Annotated in this window: 16 protein-coding genes; 9 read left to right on the top strand and 7 right to left on the bottom strand. The window is 69.9% G+C overall.

What is annotated here, in order from left to right; all coding sequences use genetic code 11:
- Both ACXJ1Y_RS00915 and ndk read right to left on the bottom strand, forming a co-directional pair.
- Positions 1-363: a hypothetical protein gene (locus tag ACXJ1Y_RS00915; RefSeq protein WP_463848323.1), complete on the bottom strand. Its 363-nt coding sequence runs from the start codon at positions 361-363 to the stop codon at positions 1-3.
- 162 nt (positions 364-525) lie between these two features.
- Complete coding sequence (ndk, locus tag ACXJ1Y_RS00910; RefSeq protein WP_463848322.1) at positions 526-948, bottom strand: nucleoside-diphosphate kinase; 423 nt, start codon at positions 946-948, stop codon at positions 526-528.
- 302 nt (positions 949-1250) lie between these two features.
- Between ndk and ACXJ1Y_RS00905 the strand changes: the two genes are divergently transcribed.
- The gene (locus ACXJ1Y_RS00905; RefSeq protein ID WP_463850002.1) at positions 1251-1715 is read left to right on the top strand and encodes a DUF2147 domain-containing protein; all 465 of its coding nucleotides are present in this window, start codon (positions 1251-1253) and stop codon (positions 1713-1715) included.
- A 4-nt stretch (positions 1716-1719) separates the two neighbouring features.
- Here ACXJ1Y_RS00905 and ACXJ1Y_RS00900 read toward each other — a convergent pair whose 3' ends face one another.
- On the bottom strand, positions 1720-2355 hold the full coding sequence (locus ACXJ1Y_RS00900; RefSeq protein ID WP_463848321.1) for a glutathione S-transferase family protein: 636 nt from the start codon (positions 2353-2355) through the stop codon (positions 1720-1722).
- A 211-nt stretch (positions 2356-2566) separates the two neighbouring features.
- Here ACXJ1Y_RS00900 and ACXJ1Y_RS00895 point away from each other — a divergent pair, with 211 nt between their 5' ends.
- From ACXJ1Y_RS00895 to ACXJ1Y_RS00880, 4 genes are all read left to right on the top strand, one after another.
- The gene (locus tag ACXJ1Y_RS00895; RefSeq protein WP_463848320.1) at positions 2567-2833 is read left to right on the top strand and encodes a hypothetical protein; all 267 of its coding nucleotides are present in this window, start codon (positions 2567-2569) and stop codon (positions 2831-2833) included.
- A gap of 84 nt (positions 2834-2917) precedes the next feature.
- Positions 2918-4951 carry an FUSC family protein gene (locus ACXJ1Y_RS00890; protein ID WP_463848319.1) on the top strand — a complete coding sequence of 678 codons (2034 nt, stop codon included), beginning with the start codon at positions 2918-2920 and terminating at the stop codon, positions 4949-4951.
- Between the two features lie 22 nt (positions 4952-4973).
- Positions 4974-5168, top strand: coding sequence for a DUF1656 domain-containing protein (locus tag ACXJ1Y_RS00885; protein ID WP_342163253.1), 195 nt, complete (start codon positions 4974-4976; stop codon positions 5166-5168).
- A complete protein-coding gene (locus tag ACXJ1Y_RS00880) occupies positions 5168-6247 on the top strand; it encodes an efflux RND transporter periplasmic adaptor subunit (RefSeq protein ID WP_463848318.1) in 1080 nt (359 codons plus the stop codon). Before ACXJ1Y_RS00885 ends, ACXJ1Y_RS00880 begins: the two co-directional genes overlap by 1 nt.
- Positions 6248-6729: 482 nt before the next feature.
- Here the strand turns inward: ACXJ1Y_RS00880 and ACXJ1Y_RS00875 are convergent, their stop codons facing one another.
- Both ACXJ1Y_RS00875 and ACXJ1Y_RS00870 read right to left on the bottom strand, forming a co-directional pair.
- Complete coding sequence (locus tag ACXJ1Y_RS00875) at positions 6730-7623, bottom strand: alpha/beta fold hydrolase (protein WP_463848317.1); 894 nt, start codon at positions 7621-7623, stop codon at positions 6730-6732.
- Between the two features lie 23 nt (positions 7624-7646).
- Positions 7647-8186 (bottom strand): phasin family protein, encoded by a 540-nt coding sequence (locus ACXJ1Y_RS00870; RefSeq protein ID WP_463848316.1) that lies wholly within the window; start codon positions 8184-8186, stop codon positions 7647-7649.
- A 224-nt stretch (positions 8187-8410) separates the two neighbouring features.
- Between ACXJ1Y_RS00870 and ACXJ1Y_RS00865 the strand changes: the two genes are divergently transcribed.
- Entirely contained in the window at positions 8411-10057 is a 1647-nt protein-coding gene (locus tag ACXJ1Y_RS00865) for an AMP-binding protein (RefSeq protein WP_463848315.1), read from the top strand.
- Positions 10058-10060: 3 nt separating this feature from the next.
- Here ACXJ1Y_RS00865 and ACXJ1Y_RS00860 read toward each other — a convergent pair whose 3' ends face one another.
- Complete coding sequence (locus ACXJ1Y_RS00860; RefSeq protein WP_463848314.1) at positions 10061-10282, bottom strand: hypothetical protein; 222 nt, start codon at positions 10280-10282, stop codon at positions 10061-10063.
- 95 nt (positions 10283-10377) lie between these two features.
- On the opposite strand from ACXJ1Y_RS00860, the gene xseA reads away from it, so the two are divergent.
- Positions 10378-12003 (top strand): exodeoxyribonuclease VII large subunit, encoded by a 1626-nt coding sequence (gene xseA / locus ACXJ1Y_RS00855; protein WP_463848313.1) that lies wholly within the window; start codon positions 10378-10380, stop codon positions 12001-12003.
- Here the strand turns inward: xseA and ACXJ1Y_RS00850 are convergent.
- Positions 12000-12728 (bottom strand): GNAT family N-acetyltransferase, encoded by a 729-nt coding sequence (locus tag ACXJ1Y_RS00850; protein WP_463848312.1) that lies wholly within the window; start codon positions 12726-12728, stop codon positions 12000-12002. The genes xseA and ACXJ1Y_RS00850 overlap by 4 nt on opposite strands.
- 75 nt (positions 12729-12803) lie before the next feature.
- On the opposite strand from ACXJ1Y_RS00850, the gene ACXJ1Y_RS00845 reads away from it, so the two are divergent.
- Complete coding sequence (locus tag ACXJ1Y_RS00845) at positions 12804-14219, top strand: alpha/beta hydrolase (protein ID WP_463848311.1); 1416 nt, start codon at positions 12804-12806, stop codon at positions 14217-14219.
- Positions 14216-15766 (top strand): GMC family oxidoreductase, encoded by a 1551-nt coding sequence (locus tag ACXJ1Y_RS00840; protein ID WP_463848310.1) that lies wholly within the window; start codon positions 14216-14218, stop codon positions 15764-15766. Before ACXJ1Y_RS00845 ends, ACXJ1Y_RS00840 begins: the two co-directional genes overlap by 4 nt.
- Positions 15767-15770: the final 4 nt, after the last annotated feature.

Below are 15770 nucleotides of genomic sequence, written 5' to 3'. Positions count from 1 at the left end.
TCAGACCGGGCGCTGCAGCTTGCAGGAATCGAGGGCCGAGAGGGCCTTGGCGCGGGCACTGTCGTTGAAATAGCCGGTGACGCGGTAGGCTTCGAGCTCGGACTCGTCGAGGCTGCGCAGGGTCTGCTTGGCGTAGCAGCCGCAGGGACGGTCCAGGGACGCCTCGGGGGCGCTGGTCATGCGCGCCTGCACGACGGCGCAGGCGTGGCGCACGCGGCCTTCGAGGCTGCTCTTGCTCGCGGTCTTGAGGGCCGGGTCGGGCTGGTACTGCTCGAAGGGGGCCGACGAGCCGCTGGCGAGGGCGGCGGTGGCGCCGAGGGCGAGGAGGCCGGTCGCGGCCAGCAGGCGGAGGCGGGTCGTCATCGTATCGTGGTCCCAGGTCTCGGGGTGTTCTACCGAGTTCCCTGGTCGCCCCCGGACTTCGCGCCGTCAATGACGGGGCGGACACACCTTCCGATCATCATGCCGGAGAAGCGTTCCCGGAGAGTGCCGGCGGGGCTGTGTGCCCCACCGGCCACCGTCACCTTACTTGGTGAGGTCCGAATCCTGGAAGAACTGCGCGATCTCGAGCTTGGCGTTGTCGGCGCTGTCCGAACCGTGGACGGTGTTCTCGCCGACCGACTCGGCGAACTGCTTGCGGATGGTGCCCTCGGCGGCCTGGGCCGGGTTCGTGGCACCCATCACTTCACGGTACTTGGCGACGGCGTTCTCGCCCTCGAGGACCTGCACGACCACCGGGCCGGAGGTCATGAATTCCACGAGCTCGCCGAAGAACGGGCGCTCCTTGTGGACCTCGTAGAACTTTTCGGCCTGGGCCTTGGTCATCTGGATGCGGCGCTGGCCGACGATGCGGAGGCCCGCGCCCTCGATCACGGCGTTCACGGCGCCGGTGATGTTGCGGCGGGTCGCATCGGGCTTGAGGATCGAGAAGGTGCGCTCGGTGGCCATGGTCCGTGGTCTTTCTGTCGGGAATTCGGGCGGGAGATCGGGCGCACGAACCGGGTCCGCATCGCACCGCGGCCAAGGGGCCTTCTGCGAAATCCCCTCTCGCGCGAAATCCCTTGGGCGGCGGGCTTATAGCCCCGCGCAACCCCTGCCTCAACCCGGCGGGGCGGAATGGGAAAATCGGGGAAACGTGGCCTTGCCGCAACACGGCCAAGAAATCGCCCGATTGCGGGGGCTCCATTGCCGCATCGGGCCCGGCGCAACGCCGGGTCGTTCAGAATCCGGAGCTGCCCATGAAGCCGATCCTGCGCATCGCCCTCAGCCCCGCTTTCCTCCTGGCCGGGCTCGGTGCCGTCCAGGCCGAGACGCCCCGCGACCCCTCCGGCACGTGGCTGACGGGGGACGGCCGGGCCAAGATCCAGATCGACCGCTGCGGCGCAAACGCGTCCCATGTCTGCGGCAAGGTCGTGTGGCTGAAGGTGCCGACCACGGATACCGGCGCCCCGCGCACCGACATCAAGAACCCCGACCCGAAGAAGCGCGCCCGCCCGGTCATCGGCCTTCAGCTGATCGAGGGCCTGCGGCCGGAGGACGGCAAGTTCTCGGGCCAGATCTACAACGTCGAGGAGGGCAAGTCCTACGACGTGAGCGTGGAGCGCGAGAGCGAATCCGAACTCAGCGTCTCGGGCTGCCTCCTCAAGGTGCTCTGCGGCTCGCAGACCTGGACGCGCGTGCCGGGCGTGAACCAGCAGGCGGCGAACAAGAACTGACCGCCTAGACCGCGGCGAGGCCCCGTTGCACGGCAGGCCTCGCCAGCACCCGTTCGAGCCACCGGGCGACGTTCGGCAGGGTGGCGATGTCCACGCCCTGCTTGAAGTTGAGCTTGGCCCACGTCACCGCCGCGATGTCGGCGATGGAGAACTCGTCCGCGATGTACTCGCGGCCTTCGAGGCGCCGTTCCAGCACGCCGTAGAGCCGCTTGGCCTCGGCGGTGAAGCGCTCGATGGCGTAGGGCACCTTTTCCGGCGCGTAGATGGTGAAATGGTGCGTCTGGCCGAGCATCGGCCCGAACCCCGCCACCTGCCAGAACAGCCACTCGTCCACCGCGACCCGCGCGCGCTCGTCGACTGGATAGAGCTTCCCGGTCTTGCGGCCGAGATACTGCAGGATCGCCCCCGATTCGAAGACGGTGATCGGCTGGCCGCCGGGGCCTTCGGGATCGACGATGGCCGGGATCTTGTTGTTGGGTGAGATCGCCAGGAAGTCGGGCGCGAACTGCTCATTCTTCGCGATGTTCACGGGCACAATCCGATAGGGGAGCTCACACTCCTCCAGCATGATCGGAACCTTCCAGCCGTTCGGCGTGCTCCACGTATGCACGTCGATCGGCCGGGCGTTGACCGCTGCCATCAATCGCTTCCCCTCAGGCAATCCCAGTCGGACCCTGTGCGGCTGCGAATGAAGACGATTTTGCCCCGCCGCTCAAGCCACGCGCCCAGATTGTCTCACGTCTTCGTGAGGGGAGGTTCCTGTGCGCAACGCCGGTTCGCGCTCGACCGGCGGGCGGTCGCCATGCCCCGCTCCGGTCGCCGCCCGTGTCGGCGGTGATCAGGACGCTACGATGAACGACCGTCTGTTCAGGGCTGCGTGTCTCGCCCTGTCCCTCGCCGCCGCCCCGGCGGCTTTCGCCAAGGAGCCCGCCCCCGCCGAGACCGCGCCGTCCGCCAAGGCGCCAAGCGCCGGCCAGGCCGCCGCCCGCGAGCGGCAGAAGACCTGCGGCTCCGAGTGGCGCGCCCTCACCGATGCCCAGAAGACGGCCGAGGGGCCGAAGTGGCCGCAATTCTGGAGCAAGTGCAACAAGCGCTTGAAGGGCCACGACAAGGCCTGACCGGCTGCGGCGGCGCGGCGGTGAAACCCCGGTGCCGCGTGCGCGTTGACGCCCGCCGAACGGCTCAGCCTGGAGTGTGGGACGATGAACGCGCGGCTCGATGGTGCCGCGCCGGCCGGTGGCTCCCGCCTCGACCGGCTGATCGATGCCGTCGATCAATACGTGCCCAAGCCTGCGGCCTGGGCCTTCGCGACGCGAATCTGGCTGGCGATGATGCTCGCCCTCGGGGTTGCCTTCTGGCTTCAGCTGGAAAGCGCCTCCTCGGCCGCGACCTGCGTGGCGATCCTCGCCCAGCCCAAGCGCGGACAGGCGATCTCCAAGGCGGTCTACCGCCTCGTCGGGACGTTGATCGGCGCGGCCGTCTCCATCGTCTTCATCGCCCTGTTCGGCCAGGACCGGGTGCTGCTCCTCACCTCGGTCGCGGTCTGGCTCGGCCTCTGCGTGCTCGTCGCGCAATACCTTCAGGATACCCGCGCCTACGGGGCCATGCTCTCCGGCTACACGGTCGGCATCGTGGCGCTGGCGCAGATCGACACGCCGCAGGACACGTTCGACGCCGCGACCGCGCGCGTGGCGGCCATCGTCATCGGCATCGTGGCGATCACCTTCATCAACGATGCCCTCGCGTCCCCGAGTACGTGGCGTTCCCTGTTGCCCACCCTCTCGTCGGCCTGGGACGCCACCCGCGCCTACGCGAAGGAGACGCTGGAGAAGGGCGATCTCGGCGTCGTGCGCACGGCGGCGTTGATCCGCCAGATCGCGCCCATGCGCGCCGATGCCAGCGCCATCGCCGGGGAACTCGATGACGGGCCGTTCCGGGCGGCCGGGGCGCGAAGCTGCATCGCGGCGCTCTATGCCATGGCGGCCGCGATCCGCACCGTCGCGGCGGCGGCGGCGCATCTGCGCGAGCCGTCGCCGGCCGTCGAGGAGGCGCTCGCCATCTGCCGCCGCATCGCCGCCGGGCCCGATCCGGCACGGCTCGACGCGGAGGACGAACGCCTGCGCGAACTCATCGATGAGGCGATCCGCGACGCCGACCGCCCCATCGACGAGATCGTGGTGCTTCAGCGCGCCCTCGACTTCGCCTGTGCGGCGACCTTCGCCCTGGACGGGCTGAAGGCGCTCGCCGACGGACACGAACCCCTGCGCGATGCGCGCCTGCCGACCCACCGCGACTTCCCGGTGGCGGCGCGTGGCGCGATGCGGGTGGTGATCGGCTTCGCCGTCACGGCGGCGAGCTTCGTGGCCCTGGGTTTGCCGCAGGCCTCCTTCGCCCTGGTGCAGGTGGCGGCCACCGCCTCGCTGTCGTCGGTGACGCCGGACCCGAAGAAGTTCGCCAACGGCGTGATGATCGGCATGACCCTCGCCGCGACCTTCGCCGGCATCGCCCGCTTCACCCTGCTGAACGGCGTCCAGGGCTTTCCGATGCTCGCCATGGTGATGGCGCCTGTCATCTATCTCGGCTGCTTCCTGTCGCTGAACCAGAAGACCTTCGGCATCGGCTTCATCCTGATCGTGTTCTTCCCCGTCCTGCTCAGCCCCTCGAACCCGCAGGATTACGACGCCCTCACCTTCCTGCTGAACGGCTTCCTCGTCCTCGTGGCGGCGATGATCCTCGGCGTGGTGGTGCGGCTCGTCCTGCCGGTGAACAATGCACAGCAACGGGTCTTCGCCCTCGATTCCGCCAAGCGGTCCCTGGCCGATGCCCTGCTCGGAGAGGGCGGCGACGCCACGACCCGCACCAGCCTGAATGCCGACCGCCTGTTCCAGTTCGCGGGCTACAGTTCCGGCAACAGCGCCGTGCGAAAGGCCAACCTCGGCCACGCCTTCGCCCTGGCCCGGCTCGAAGCGGCGGCGGCGCGGGCGCATGCGGAGCTGCGGGCCCTCTGGCGGATCGAGCCCCTACGAACGGTGATCCCCGCCACTCGCAACGCCCTGGCCCGCGGCGACGCCCGCGCCCTGGAGACATCCGCGAAGGCCCTGCTCCGTAGCGCGCGGGGCGAAGACCGGGGCGTGCGGCTCCTGACCGCGCGGGCGGTGAGCGATCTCGTCAGTGCGGCTCGAACCATTGCGCACCATCGACGCTTTCTACAGCGGCTCGACATCGCTCCATTCTGAGATTGAGGCGGCAAGACTGGTCATGCACGAGGATATCCACTTCGGCGGGGTCCTGATCTCGTCCTTCGTGGGTTACGCCCTCGTCGCCTTCGCCATCCTGCTCGCGCTCCGTTTCGTCTTCGCCCGCATCCGGCTCAGCCGCTACGTCGCGAACGCTCCCCTCGCCGAGGCCGGCATCTACGTCTGCGTCCTCGCCCTGCTGATTGCCCTGACCTGATGCCGCAGACCACCGCAGACGAGGACGATCCCAAGAAGGTCGCGCCGGCCGAGTCGGAGGACGGCAAATCCGCGCCGCCGCCGGTGGATCCACCCGCCACGCATGCCCGCTTCACCAGGGCCACCGGGCGCGGCCGCGCGGCGAAGGTGTTCCGCTTCGCCGCAACGGGGCTGATCTTGATCGTCGCCTTCGTGGCGGCGGCCTTCGTCTGGCAATTCTACGTCGAGGCGCCCTGGACCCGCGACGGGCGGGTGCGCGTGCAGGTCGCCAACATCGCCCCGCAGGTGTCCGGCCAGATCGTCGCCGTGAAGGTGGCCGACAACCAGAACGTGAAGAAGGGCGACATTCTCTATACCATCGACCCTGTCGACTTTCAGGTCGCGGTGTCGTCGGCCGATGCCGAGGTGAAGAACCGCGAAGCCGACCTCTCGGTGAAGAGCGCCCAGGCCGCGCGGCGCGAGGCGCTGTCCACCGTTTCGACCTCCATCGAGGAGAAGCAGATCTACGCCGGCAACGCCAAGATCGCCTCGGCGGCCCTGGAAGCGGCGCAGGCGCAGTTGCGGCAGGCCAAGGTCAATCTGGAGCGCACGCAGGTCCGGTCCACGGTGAACGGGCGCGTCACCAACCTGCTCATGCGGGTCGGCGATTATGCCCGCAGCGGCAGCTCGAACATCAATGTCGTCGATACCGATTCCTACTGGATCGACGGGTATTTCGAGGAGACGAAGATGCGCAACATCCAGGTCGGCGCCTCGGCCGATGTCGCGCTGATGGGCTATCCGCAGCACCTGAACGGCAGGGTCGAGAGCATCACGCTCGGTATCTCCACCGCGAACGCCACGGCGAGCACGCAGGGCCTGCCGGACGTCAACCCGGTCTACACCTGGGTGCGCCTTGCCCAGCGCGTGCCGGTTCGCATCAAGATCGACCGCGTGCCGCCGGAGGTGCCCCTGGTGGCGGGCATGACCGCGACGGTGGTGGTGGGCGACGGACGCGCCCCGCCCCCGACGTGGTTCATGGACCTGCGCGACCGCATCGCCGGCCGTCCGGACACGACGGTCGAGGCCCAGCGGCAGTAGAGGACGGGCCGGTTCGATTGCGGCCTAAACAATCGGCGCCATGCTGTGCGTTTACTAAGCCTGACGGTCTCTTAAGGGCGGGACTAAAGCGAAGGCGGCTTCATTTTTCGAGTTGACGAGGTCGTTGGACGGGCGCAGTCTCTCCAAGTGCTTCGCGGATGCGGGCACGGGTCATCCGACACCGAGCGGATAGTGCGGTTGACCATGGAATTACTCGCAGCGAGCTGAAGGAGACAGGCATGACTCCACCTCAGCAGGATGCCGCCTCGATGGGCGCGGGACCGTTCGGCCCGTAACCTAGCGGCCTTTCGACGGATAACCGGACGGGAGCGGCCCCAGGGGCATGGAAGCGGCCTTCCAGGCACGACTTCGAACACGCGAGACGCCCCATCTCAGCCCTCCCGCCACGGCTTTGCTCGTTTTGACCCAGGCTCGACTTGCCCGCGCGGCCTCGCCGCAGCGGGGTTTTTGTGCGGGCGCCGTCAGGCCGCCGGGCCCATCCAGTCCGTGACGATGCGGATCTGGTCGGGGTCGAGGAGCGCGGGGGCATGGCCGCAACCGGGGATCTCGACCCGGTAGGTCCGCGGACCCCGCCGGGTCATCTCGTCGGCCGTCTCGCGCTGGAGCAGGTCCGAATCGACCCCGCGCAGCAGTTGGACCGGACAGGTGATCGCGTCCCAGTCGCGCCACATGCTCACGCTGTAGACCCGGCCCGGCCGGAAGGCCTGCCCGATGGCGGGGTCGTAATGCGGCCGCCAGCCGCCGGTCGGCTCGGGGAAGAAGCTGTGAACGGCGATGTGGCGCCATTGCTCGTCGGTGAGGGGCCCGAACGCGCCGAGCACGATCCGCAAGCGCGATTCGCCGGAGGCGAGGTTGTGGTGCAGGCGCGGCGCGTCCCGCAGCCGGTCGCCGATATGGCGGATGGGCGCCCAGGGCAGGAACGGCCCGATGTCGTTGATGACGAGGCGGCGGATCGGCGTGTCCTGCGCCGAGGCCAGCACCATGCCGGTGAGGCCCCCGAGGGAGGTGCCGATCCAGTCGATCTCGCCCTTCAACCCGAGATGGGCGATGAGCGCGGCCATGTCGGCGGCGTATTGCGGCAGGGCGTAGAGTTCGGGATCGCGCAGCCAGCCGGAGAGGCCCCGCCCCGGCAGGTCCGGGCAGATCACCCGGTAGCCCATCTTGGCGAGCGCGTAGGCGAGCGGATCGAAGTCCCGCCCCTGCCGGCTCAGGCCGTGGACGCAGATGACGACGCGGCGGCTCTCCGGATCGCCCCACTCGACATAGGCGATGCGGTGGAAGTCCTTGGGTGCGTAGGCGAGGAAATGTCCCGTGCGGAACGGGACATCCGCTTCGCTCAGTTCGTCGAGCCGCAAGGGACGGCTCCGCAGCAGCGGCGTCACCGCGTTTCGGCGCGGATGGCGGCCTCACGCGCGAGGCGCGACGTGGTCTGGTGCAGATCGACCACCTGATCGGTGATCCGGCGCGACTGGTCCTGCATGAAGGAGACCTGCAATTGCAGCATCTCCCGCGGATCGGAGGTGGAGGCGAGCTGTTCGGCGAAGTCGAGGGAGGCGCGCACGTTCGTGTCCGACGCGACGAGCATGCGGTGGCCGATCTCGCGCATGGCGAAGAGCATCTGGCTCGCGTTGTCCTCGAAGGCGTTGTAGAGGCGCGCGCCCGCCGACTCCCATTGTTCGCGCGCCTTGCGGGCGCCCGCGACGTTGCTGTCGGTGAGCTGCGTCGCCGCCTCGCGGGTCGAGCCCGCCACCTGCTTCCAGCCCTCGAAGGCCTGGGCCATGGAGGCTTCGAGCGCATTCAGCGCCTGTTCGCCGGCATGGGCGTAGCGCTCATACGCCTCGCGAGCCTTGGCGACGGCGCTTTCGGCCATTTCGCGGCGCATCGCATCCGATGGGGCCGGCAGGTTGTCGTTGTTCACGTTCGGCTCCCGCGCGCGACGAAGCCGGTTCGCCCCGGCCGCGTGGCATTTGACACGACAACGTATCCCGTCAACCGCATCGCGGTGACGGGAGCCCGTGACTCGTTACGGAGACGGCAGCCTATCCGATCCCGCCGCCCCGCGCGATTGACACCGGAGCCACCCTCGAAATCATGGCGCCAAGGGCCGAACGCCACGCCCGCCGCCTGACCGAGAGGGCCGTCATGACGGACACCCCGATGCCGCCAGCCGGCGGGGCCGCGCACCGCTTCGAAGCGGGGCTGGAACGCAGGGCGGCGAATTACGTGTCCCTGACACCGGTCAGCCTGCTCGCCCGCGCGGCGGCGGCTTTCGGCGCCCGCGTCGCGGTGATCGACGGCGAGCGCCGGCTCACCTACGCCGCCCTCTATGCCCGCTGCCGCCGCCTCGCCTCGTCGCTCGCCGGGCGGGGGATCGGGCGGCTCGACACGGTGGCGATCCTCGCCTCCAACATTCCCGAGATGGTCGAAGCGCATTTCGCCGTGCCGATGCTCGGGGCGGTGCTGAACCCGCTCAACACCCGCCTCGACCCCGCGACCATCGCCTTTTCCCTCCGGCATGGCGGCGCGCGGGTGCTGATCGTCGAGGAGGCCCATGCGCCGCTCGCCGCAAAGGCCCTGGCCGCGATGGAAGCGCCGCCCCTCGTCATCGCCATCGGCGAGGGCGGGATCGCGCAGGCGCTTCCCTACGAGACGCTGATCGAGGCGGGCGACCCGGCCCATGCCTGGATTCCGCCGGAGGACGAGTGGCAATCCCTCTGCCTGCTCTATACGTCGGGCACGACCGGCGATCCGAAGGGCGCGGTCTACAGCCATCGCGGCGCCTATCTGCAGGCGCTCGGCAACGCCGTCACCTTCGGGCTGTCGGGCGAGAGCGTGTATCTCTGGACCCTGCCGATGTTCCATTGCAGCGGCTGGTCCTACCCGTGGGCCTGCGTGGCGGCGGGCGCGACGCAGATCTGCCTGCGCAAGGTCGAGCCGGCGGACATCTTCCGGCTGATCGTCGAGCACGGGGTCACACATCTGTGCGGCGCCCCCATCGTCCTGTCGATGATCGCCCACGCCCCCGCCCACGAGCGGCGGGACTTCCCCCAAACGGTGCGTTGCGCAGTCGGCGGCGCGGCGCCTTCCTCCACCATTATCCGCACGATGGAGGAGATGGGCTTCCGCATCACGCACCTGTACGGGGCGACGGAGAGCTACGGGCCGGCCACCGCCTGCCTCGCCCAGCCCGACTGGGCCGACCTGACGGACGAGGAGCGCTACCAGCGCATGGCCCGGCAGGGCGTGGCGCTGGCGACCCTCGACGGTGTGACCGTCACCGACCCCGAGACGGGGGAGCCGGTGCCGCAGGACGGCAGCCGGATCGGCGAGATCCGCCTGCGCGGCAACACGATCATGAAGGGCTATCTCGGGAACCCCTCGGCTACGGAGAAGGCGCTGGCCGGCGGCTGGTACGCCACGGGCGACCTCGCTGTCTGGCACGCGGACGGCGCCGTCGAGATCAAGGACCGCTCGAAGGACATCATCATCTCGGGTGGGGAGAACATCTCCAGCCTCGAGGTGGAGGAGGTGCTGATGCGCCACCCCGCGGTGATGCTCGCCGCCGTGGTCGCCCGGCCCGATGCCACATGGGGCGAGACGCCCTGCGCCTTCCTCGAAGCCAAGCCCGGCAGCGAGGTGCCGAGCCAGGAGACGATCATCGCCTTCTGCCGCGAGCGCATGGCCCGCTACAAGGTGCCCAAGACGGTGGTGTTCGGCCCCCTGCCGAAGACCTCCACGGGCAAGATCCAGAAGTTCGTTCTCCGGGACCGGGCGCGGGAGATCGGCTGAAGGTTATTGCTTCTCCTTCACCCGCCGGCATTCGGTCTTCAGGTAGGCGGTCTTGCCGATATCCTCGCGTAGGTCGGTGCGGGCGATGATCTCCTGCCAGCCGGTGGCGCAGCCGAGTTCGTTCGCGACGCGGACCTTGCGCACTTCGAGGGCCTGCGCGTCGGTGCAGGCTTCCTGGGCGATCCCGTTGGCGCAGACCAGCACCACTGCGATGAAGGCGTTCATGGCGTCCCGTCCCTTCGTGTCTCCGGGTGTACATGCTCCCGGCTGCGCGGGTTTCCATCTTTACCGGCACGCCGGGTCCGCCTAGCGTCTCCGGGATGCCCCTGGTTCCCCCTCCCCGCCCCAAGGCTCCGCCGCTTTCCACCGATGTGCCGCCCTCGTCGGTGCTGGCCGGCAACCAGCCGGAATGGTCGGTGGGCGAGCTCGCCGCCAAGCTGAAGCAGACGCTGGAAGAGCGCTTCGGCCATGTCCGGCTGCGCGGCGAGATCTCCGGTTTTCGGGGCGTCCACGGCTCCGGCCACGCCTATTTCTCGCTGAAGGACGGGCAGGCGCGCATCGACGCGGTGGTGTGGAAGGGCGTCTTCGGACGCCTGCGCCAGAAGCCGCAGGAGGGGCTGGAGGTGATCGCCACCGGGCGCATCACGACGTTCGCGGGCAAGTCCTCGTACCAGATCGTCATCGACAGCCTGGAACCCGCCGGCCTCGGCGCCTGGATGGCGCTCTTGGAAGAGCGGCGGAAGATGCTGGCCGCCGAGGGCCTGTTCCTCCCTGAGCACCGCAAGCGCATCCCGTTCCTGCCGGACGTCGTCGGCGTCGTCACCTCGCCGACCGGCGCGGTGATCCGCGACATCCTCCACCGGCTGCAGGACCGCTTCCCCCGCCCCGTCCTCGTCTGGCCGGTGCGCGTCCAAGGCGACGGCGCCGCCGAGGAAGTCGCCGCCGCGATAAGGGGCTTCAACGCCCTGACGCCCGGTGGCCCCATCCCGCGCCCGGACCTGCTGATCGTCGCGCGCGGCGGCGGCTCGATCGAGGACCTCTGGGCGTTCAACGAGGAATGCGTCGTCCGCGCCGCGTTCGAGAGCGTGATCCCGCTGATCTCGGCGGTGGGCCACGAGACCGACACGACTTTGATCGACCATGTGGCCGACCGCCGCGCGCCGACGCCGACCGGTGCGGCCGAGATGGCGGTGCCGGTGCGCGCCGACCTGATCGCCACGGTGGCGGATCTGGCGGCACGGGGCGGCGGCGCCGTCCGCCGCCGGATCGAGCGTGACCGTTCCGACCTGCGTGGCCTCGCCCGCGCCCTGCCTGGCCCCGACATGCTGCTCGCGGCCAAGCGCCAGCGGCTCGATCTCGCAGAGGCCCGTCTTGCCCCGGCACTGGCGGCCGGTGCCGCCCGCCACCGGGTGAGGCTTCAGGCGCTCCTCGACAGGCTCGCCCGCCGCTCGCCCGAACTCGCCCTCGCCCATGCCCGCGCCCGCCTGGAACGGATCGATAACCGCGCCCACCGGGCGCTGATGGTCGAGGTACGCCGGAAGGAGGAGCAGATCACCCAACTCGGCCGCCGCCTCGTCCTGGCGAAGGAATCCGGTCTGGAGCGCGCCCGCGCCCTGGAAGCCCGCCGCCGGGACCGGCTCGTCGGGCTGACGGCGCGGCTCGTCCAGGCCGGACGGCGCGACATCGAGCGCCGCCACAGCCGCCTGCAATCGCTGGCCGACCTGCTCGGGACCCTCAGCTATCGCTCCGTGCTCGACCGGGGCTTCGCCCTGGTCCGCGACGGCGACGGCCGCCCCCTCAAGCATGCCGAGGATGCCGAGGCGGCGCCGCGCCTGACGCTGCAATTCGCGGACGGGACCGTCGAGGCCGTGCCCGCCAAGGGCAAGCGCCCGGCGCCGCGCGTGAAAAGCCCGAAAGTGAAGCAGGGGTCGTTGTTCGATGCCTAATCCCGGACCCGGTAATGGTAGCGGTATAACTCCCGCGTGAATCCGAGGCTCTGGTACAGGGTGATCGCGGCCATGTTGCTGTCCTCGACCTGAAGGCAGACGGCGCTGGCTCCCGTCTCGGCGCCCCAGCGCATCAAGCCGGCCACCGCCTTCCGCGCGAAGCCATGCCGGCGCAGAGCCTCCGGCACGGCCACCGACTCGATCACGAGCAGCGCCCCGGCCCGGACACCGAAGCAGATGGCGCCGATCCCGTCCGGCCCCTCCACCGACACGAAGGCGCGTGGCAGCAGGATCGCCTCCGTCACCATGCGGAACGTCCGCGCCGTCTCGGCGTGATGGCCGCTCACGGCGTCGCGGATGGCGAGCCAGTCCGCCGAAGGTGCCGGCGCCACAGAGACCTCGGCCTCGGCGCAATCGCCGAGATCGCGGTACAGGGTTCGGGTTTGCCCGATGGCGCGGTAGCCCCTCCGTTCGAGCCCGGGGAGCATCTGCGCGGCGATGTCGGGCACGCGGAAGATCGGCCGCAGCCCCAGCCCGGCATAGATGGCTTCGCTGGCCGCGATCGCCCCCTCGGGGTCGCCCGCCCCGCGCAGGGGATTGCACGAGTTGATGCGCTTCGAGGATCCGCCCGCCGCGCGGAGCAGATAGCCATGGACGAGGGCGTGACGCGGGCTCGGCCACGCGTTCAGGCAGGCCTCTTCCACCTGCCAGCACAAATCATCCATGGCTAATCCCGCCATTGTCCATCCTGCGATGTCGCACCGGCTTGAACTCGGTTAAGCTCGCGCGATGTCCGGCTGATGACCGGACGCCCCCCAGACACTCTATTCTGCCTTCACTTTTTAGGTGGAAGTACCCGAAGCTGGGAGGCTCTCGCGCGAGCCCTCGACGGGACGTTGCGTCTCGTCCCCATCGACCTGCCGGGCTTCGGCGCGGCGCGCGGCGATACGGGATACGGCATCGACGCCATGGCCGACGCGGTGACGGAGGCCATCGTTGCCGCCGCGCCGGGCCCGTTCCGCATCGCCGGCCACAGCATGGGCGCCAAGGTCGCCCTCGCCCTCGCCCGGCGTGCCGAGGACGGCGATGATCGGCTGGCAGGGCTCTCTGGCCTCGTGCTGATCTCCGGCTCGCCGCCGAGCCCGGAGCCGATCCCCGAGGATCGCCGCGCCAAGATGCTCGCGTGGATCGACGCCGACGACGAGACCCGCGCCAAGGAGGCCCGCGCGTTCGTGCGCGCCAACGTCGCTGCCAATCTCACGGCCGAGGCTGAGGACGGGGCGGTCGAGGACGTTCTCCGCGCCGCCCCCGAGGCCTGGAAGGCTTGGTTGAATTCCGGGTCGAACGAGGATCACTGCCGCCGCGTCGGCACGCTGCGGATGCCGGCCCTCGTTCTCGCCGGGTCGGAGGATGCCGATCTCGGCGCCGACGCCCAGACGGCGCTGACCATGCCGCATCTGCCGAACGGATGGCTCGTCACGGTGGAGGGCGTCGCCCATCTCCTGCCGATGGAGAAGCCGGAAGAGCTGGCCCGCCTGCTCCGCGAGCCCATGCCCGCTTCCGCCGAGCCGAAAACCCTCCCCGTCCCGGCTGATTACGCCACGCTGATCGCCTCCGACCGGGTGAATTCCCGCCTGCGCGAAACCCTCCGCCAGCGGGCCGAGCCCGACGATCCGGCCTACGCGCCGAAGGCGCTGGATGCGGTGGAACTCGCGATCCTGCGGGCGGTCTTCGCGCGGGTGCTGCCCGTGCCGGGCCTCGACATCGCGGCGCGGCTCGATGCGCGGCTGGCCTCCGGTGGCGGCGATGGCTGGCGCTTCGTCGCCCTGCCGCCCGATGCGCAGGCCTATCAGGCCGCGCTCCGCACGCTGGATGCGGCGGCGCGGGCCGCCCACGAACGCCCCTTCGTGGCGCTGGACGAGGCGGGGCAGGACGCGTTCCTGACTCTGGCGCAGAAGGGCGAACTGTCGGTGCCGGATTCGCTCGGAGGCCGCCTCGATGCCGACCGGATGCGCTTCTGGTTCGAGGATGTGCGGGCGGATGCCGTGCGCCTCTATCTCACCCATCCGGCGGCGCTCGCCAGCATCGGCTTCTCCGGCATCGGCGCGGGCGGCGACAGCCCCGAGCCCCTGGCCGCCGGCCTGCCGGGCTTCCACAGCACCGGCCTCGATTCCCCTGAAAGCTGGGAGCCGCGCTCCTCGGAGTCCGCACGATGAACCTCGATTCCATGCGGACTTACGCCGAGGGCGACACGGTCGATGTCGTGGTGATCGGCACCGGGGCCGGCGGCGCCCCCGTCATCGCCAAGCTGGCGGCGTCGGGCCTGTCTGTCGTCGCCCTGGAGGCCGGGCCGAACTTCCGGCCCGAAAAGTTCGCCTTCGATGAAACCCTGGCCGACGAAATCTACTGGACCGACGAGCGCCTGAGCGGCGGCTCGACGCCGGAGGCCTTCGGCGCCAACAACAGCGGCACCGGAGTCGGCGGCTCGACGCTGCATTGGGGCGCCTTCGTCCCCCGCGCCGATCCCCGCGACCTGCGCCTGTTCACGGAGAGCGGCGAGGGTGTCGACTGGCCCCTCGAACACGCCGACCTCGTGCCGTATTACGAGCGGGTCGAAGGCTTTCTCGGCGTCTCCGGCCCGCCGACCTATCCGTGGGATGCCGGCCGACGCTATCCGCTGCCGCCGGTCCAGCGGAACGGCCCGGCCGACCTCATGGCCGGCGCCTGCGACAGCCGGGGCATCCGCTGGGCGGATGCGCCCGCCGCCCTGGTTTCGCGCGAGTTCCAGTCCGAGGACGGGCCCCTGCGCCATGGCTGCATCAATTGCGGCTTCTGCCACCAGGGCTGCCGCAACGGCGCCAAGGCGAGCATGGACGTGACCTACCTGCCGCTCGCGGTCGCGCACGGCGCCGAGATCCGGCCGGAATGCTTCGTCACCGGCTTCGAGCGCGGGGCCGATGGGCGGATCTCGGCGGTGATCTACAGCCACGCGGGACGCGAGACGCGCCAGCGCTGCCGGGCGGTCTTCCTCTGCGCGGGCGCCGTCGAGACGCCCCGCCTGCTGCTGCACAACGACCTCGCCAACGGCAGCAGGCAGGTCGGGCGCAACTACATGGGCCATGTGGCGACGCAGGTCTGGGGCACCTTCGACCACGAGGTGCGGATGAATCGGGGCTACCCCTCCTCGCTCATCACCGAGGATTTCATCCGCGCCGAGGGGGCCGACTTCGCGGGCGGCTACCTGATCCAGAGCCTCGGCGTGGTGCCCCTGACCTTCGGCAATGCCGTCGCGCGCGGGCGCGGCCTGTGGGGCAAGGCGCTCACCGACTATCTCGGCCGCTACAATCACCTCGCCGGAATCGGCATCAACGGCGAGACGCTGCCCTGCGACGCCAACGTCCTGACCCTGTCGGACGAGGTCGATGCGCGGGGGATGCGTAAGGCCCAGATCGACTTCGGCTACTCCGCCAACGAGGAGCGGCTGAACGCCCACGCCATTAAGGTGATGCGCGACCTGTGGGAGGCGGCGGGCGCCGAGGACATCTGGGTGCTGGAGCGGGTGGCCCACACGATCGGCACTTGCCGGATGGGCCATGACGGCGACACGGCGGTGGTCGATCCGTTCGGCCGGAGCTTCGAGATCGACAACCTGTGGATCAGCGACGGCTCGACCTTCCCGAGTTCGCTGGCTGCCAACCCGGCGCTGACGATCATGGCGCTGGGGCTGCGCAGCGCCGACCGGTTCCTCGCCACCGGGCGATAAGGGC

The sequence above is a fragment of the Methylobacterium sp. TK26 genome, from assembly GCF_055361565.1.
The sequence above is the reverse complement of the archived record's forward strand: the minus strand, read 5'-3'. Positions and strand labels throughout refer to the sequence as shown.

What these genes read in the sequence shown, in the direction of transcription:
- ACXJ1Y_RS00915 (WP_463848323.1), bottom strand. Translation starts at nt 363, where the DNA reads ATGACGACCCGCCTCCGCCTGCTGGCCGCGACCGGCCTCCTCGCCCTC.
- ndk (WP_463848322.1), bottom strand. Translation starts at nt 948, where the DNA reads ATGGCCACCGAGCGCACCTTCTCGATCCTCAAGCCCGATGCGACCCGC.
- ACXJ1Y_RS00900 (WP_463848321.1), bottom strand. Translation starts at nt 2,355, where the DNA reads ATGGCAGCGGTCAACGCCCGGCCGATCGACGTGCATACGTGGAGCACG.
- ACXJ1Y_RS00895 (WP_463848320.1), top strand. Translation starts at nt 2,567, where the DNA reads ATGAACGACCGTCTGTTCAGGGCTGCGTGTCTCGCCCTGTCCCTCGCC.
- ACXJ1Y_RS00890 (WP_463848319.1), top strand. Translation starts at nt 2,918, where the DNA reads ATGAACGCGCGGCTCGATGGTGCCGCGCCGGCCGGTGGCTCCCGCCTC.
- ACXJ1Y_RS00885 (WP_342163253.1), top strand. Translation starts at nt 4,974, where the DNA reads ATGCACGAGGATATCCACTTCGGCGGGGTCCTGATCTCGTCCTTCGTG.
- ACXJ1Y_RS00880 (WP_463848318.1), top strand. Translation starts at nt 5,168, where the DNA reads ATGCCGCAGACCACCGCAGACGAGGACGATCCCAAGAAGGTCGCGCCG.
- ACXJ1Y_RS00865 (WP_463848315.1), top strand. Translation starts at nt 8,411, where the DNA reads ATGACGGACACCCCGATGCCGCCAGCCGGCGGGGCCGCGCACCGCTTC.
- ACXJ1Y_RS00860 (WP_463848314.1), bottom strand. Translation starts at nt 10,282, where the DNA reads ATGAACGCCTTCATCGCAGTGGTGCTGGTCTGCGCCAACGGGATCGCC.
- xseA (WP_463848313.1), top strand. Translation starts at nt 10,378, where the DNA reads ATGCCCCTGGTTCCCCCTCCCCGCCCCAAGGCTCCGCCGCTTTCCACC.
- ACXJ1Y_RS00850 (WP_463848312.1), bottom strand. Translation starts at nt 12,728, where the DNA reads ATGGATGATTTGTGCTGGCAGGTGGAAGAGGCCTGCCTGAACGCGTGG.
- ACXJ1Y_RS00845 (WP_463848311.1), top strand. Translation starts at nt 12,804, where the DNA reads ATGACCGGACGCCCCCCAGACACTCTATTCTGCCTTCACTTTTTAGGT.
- ACXJ1Y_RS00840 (WP_463848310.1), top strand. Translation starts at nt 14,216, where the DNA reads ATGAACCTCGATTCCATGCGGACTTACGCCGAGGGCGACACGGTCGAT.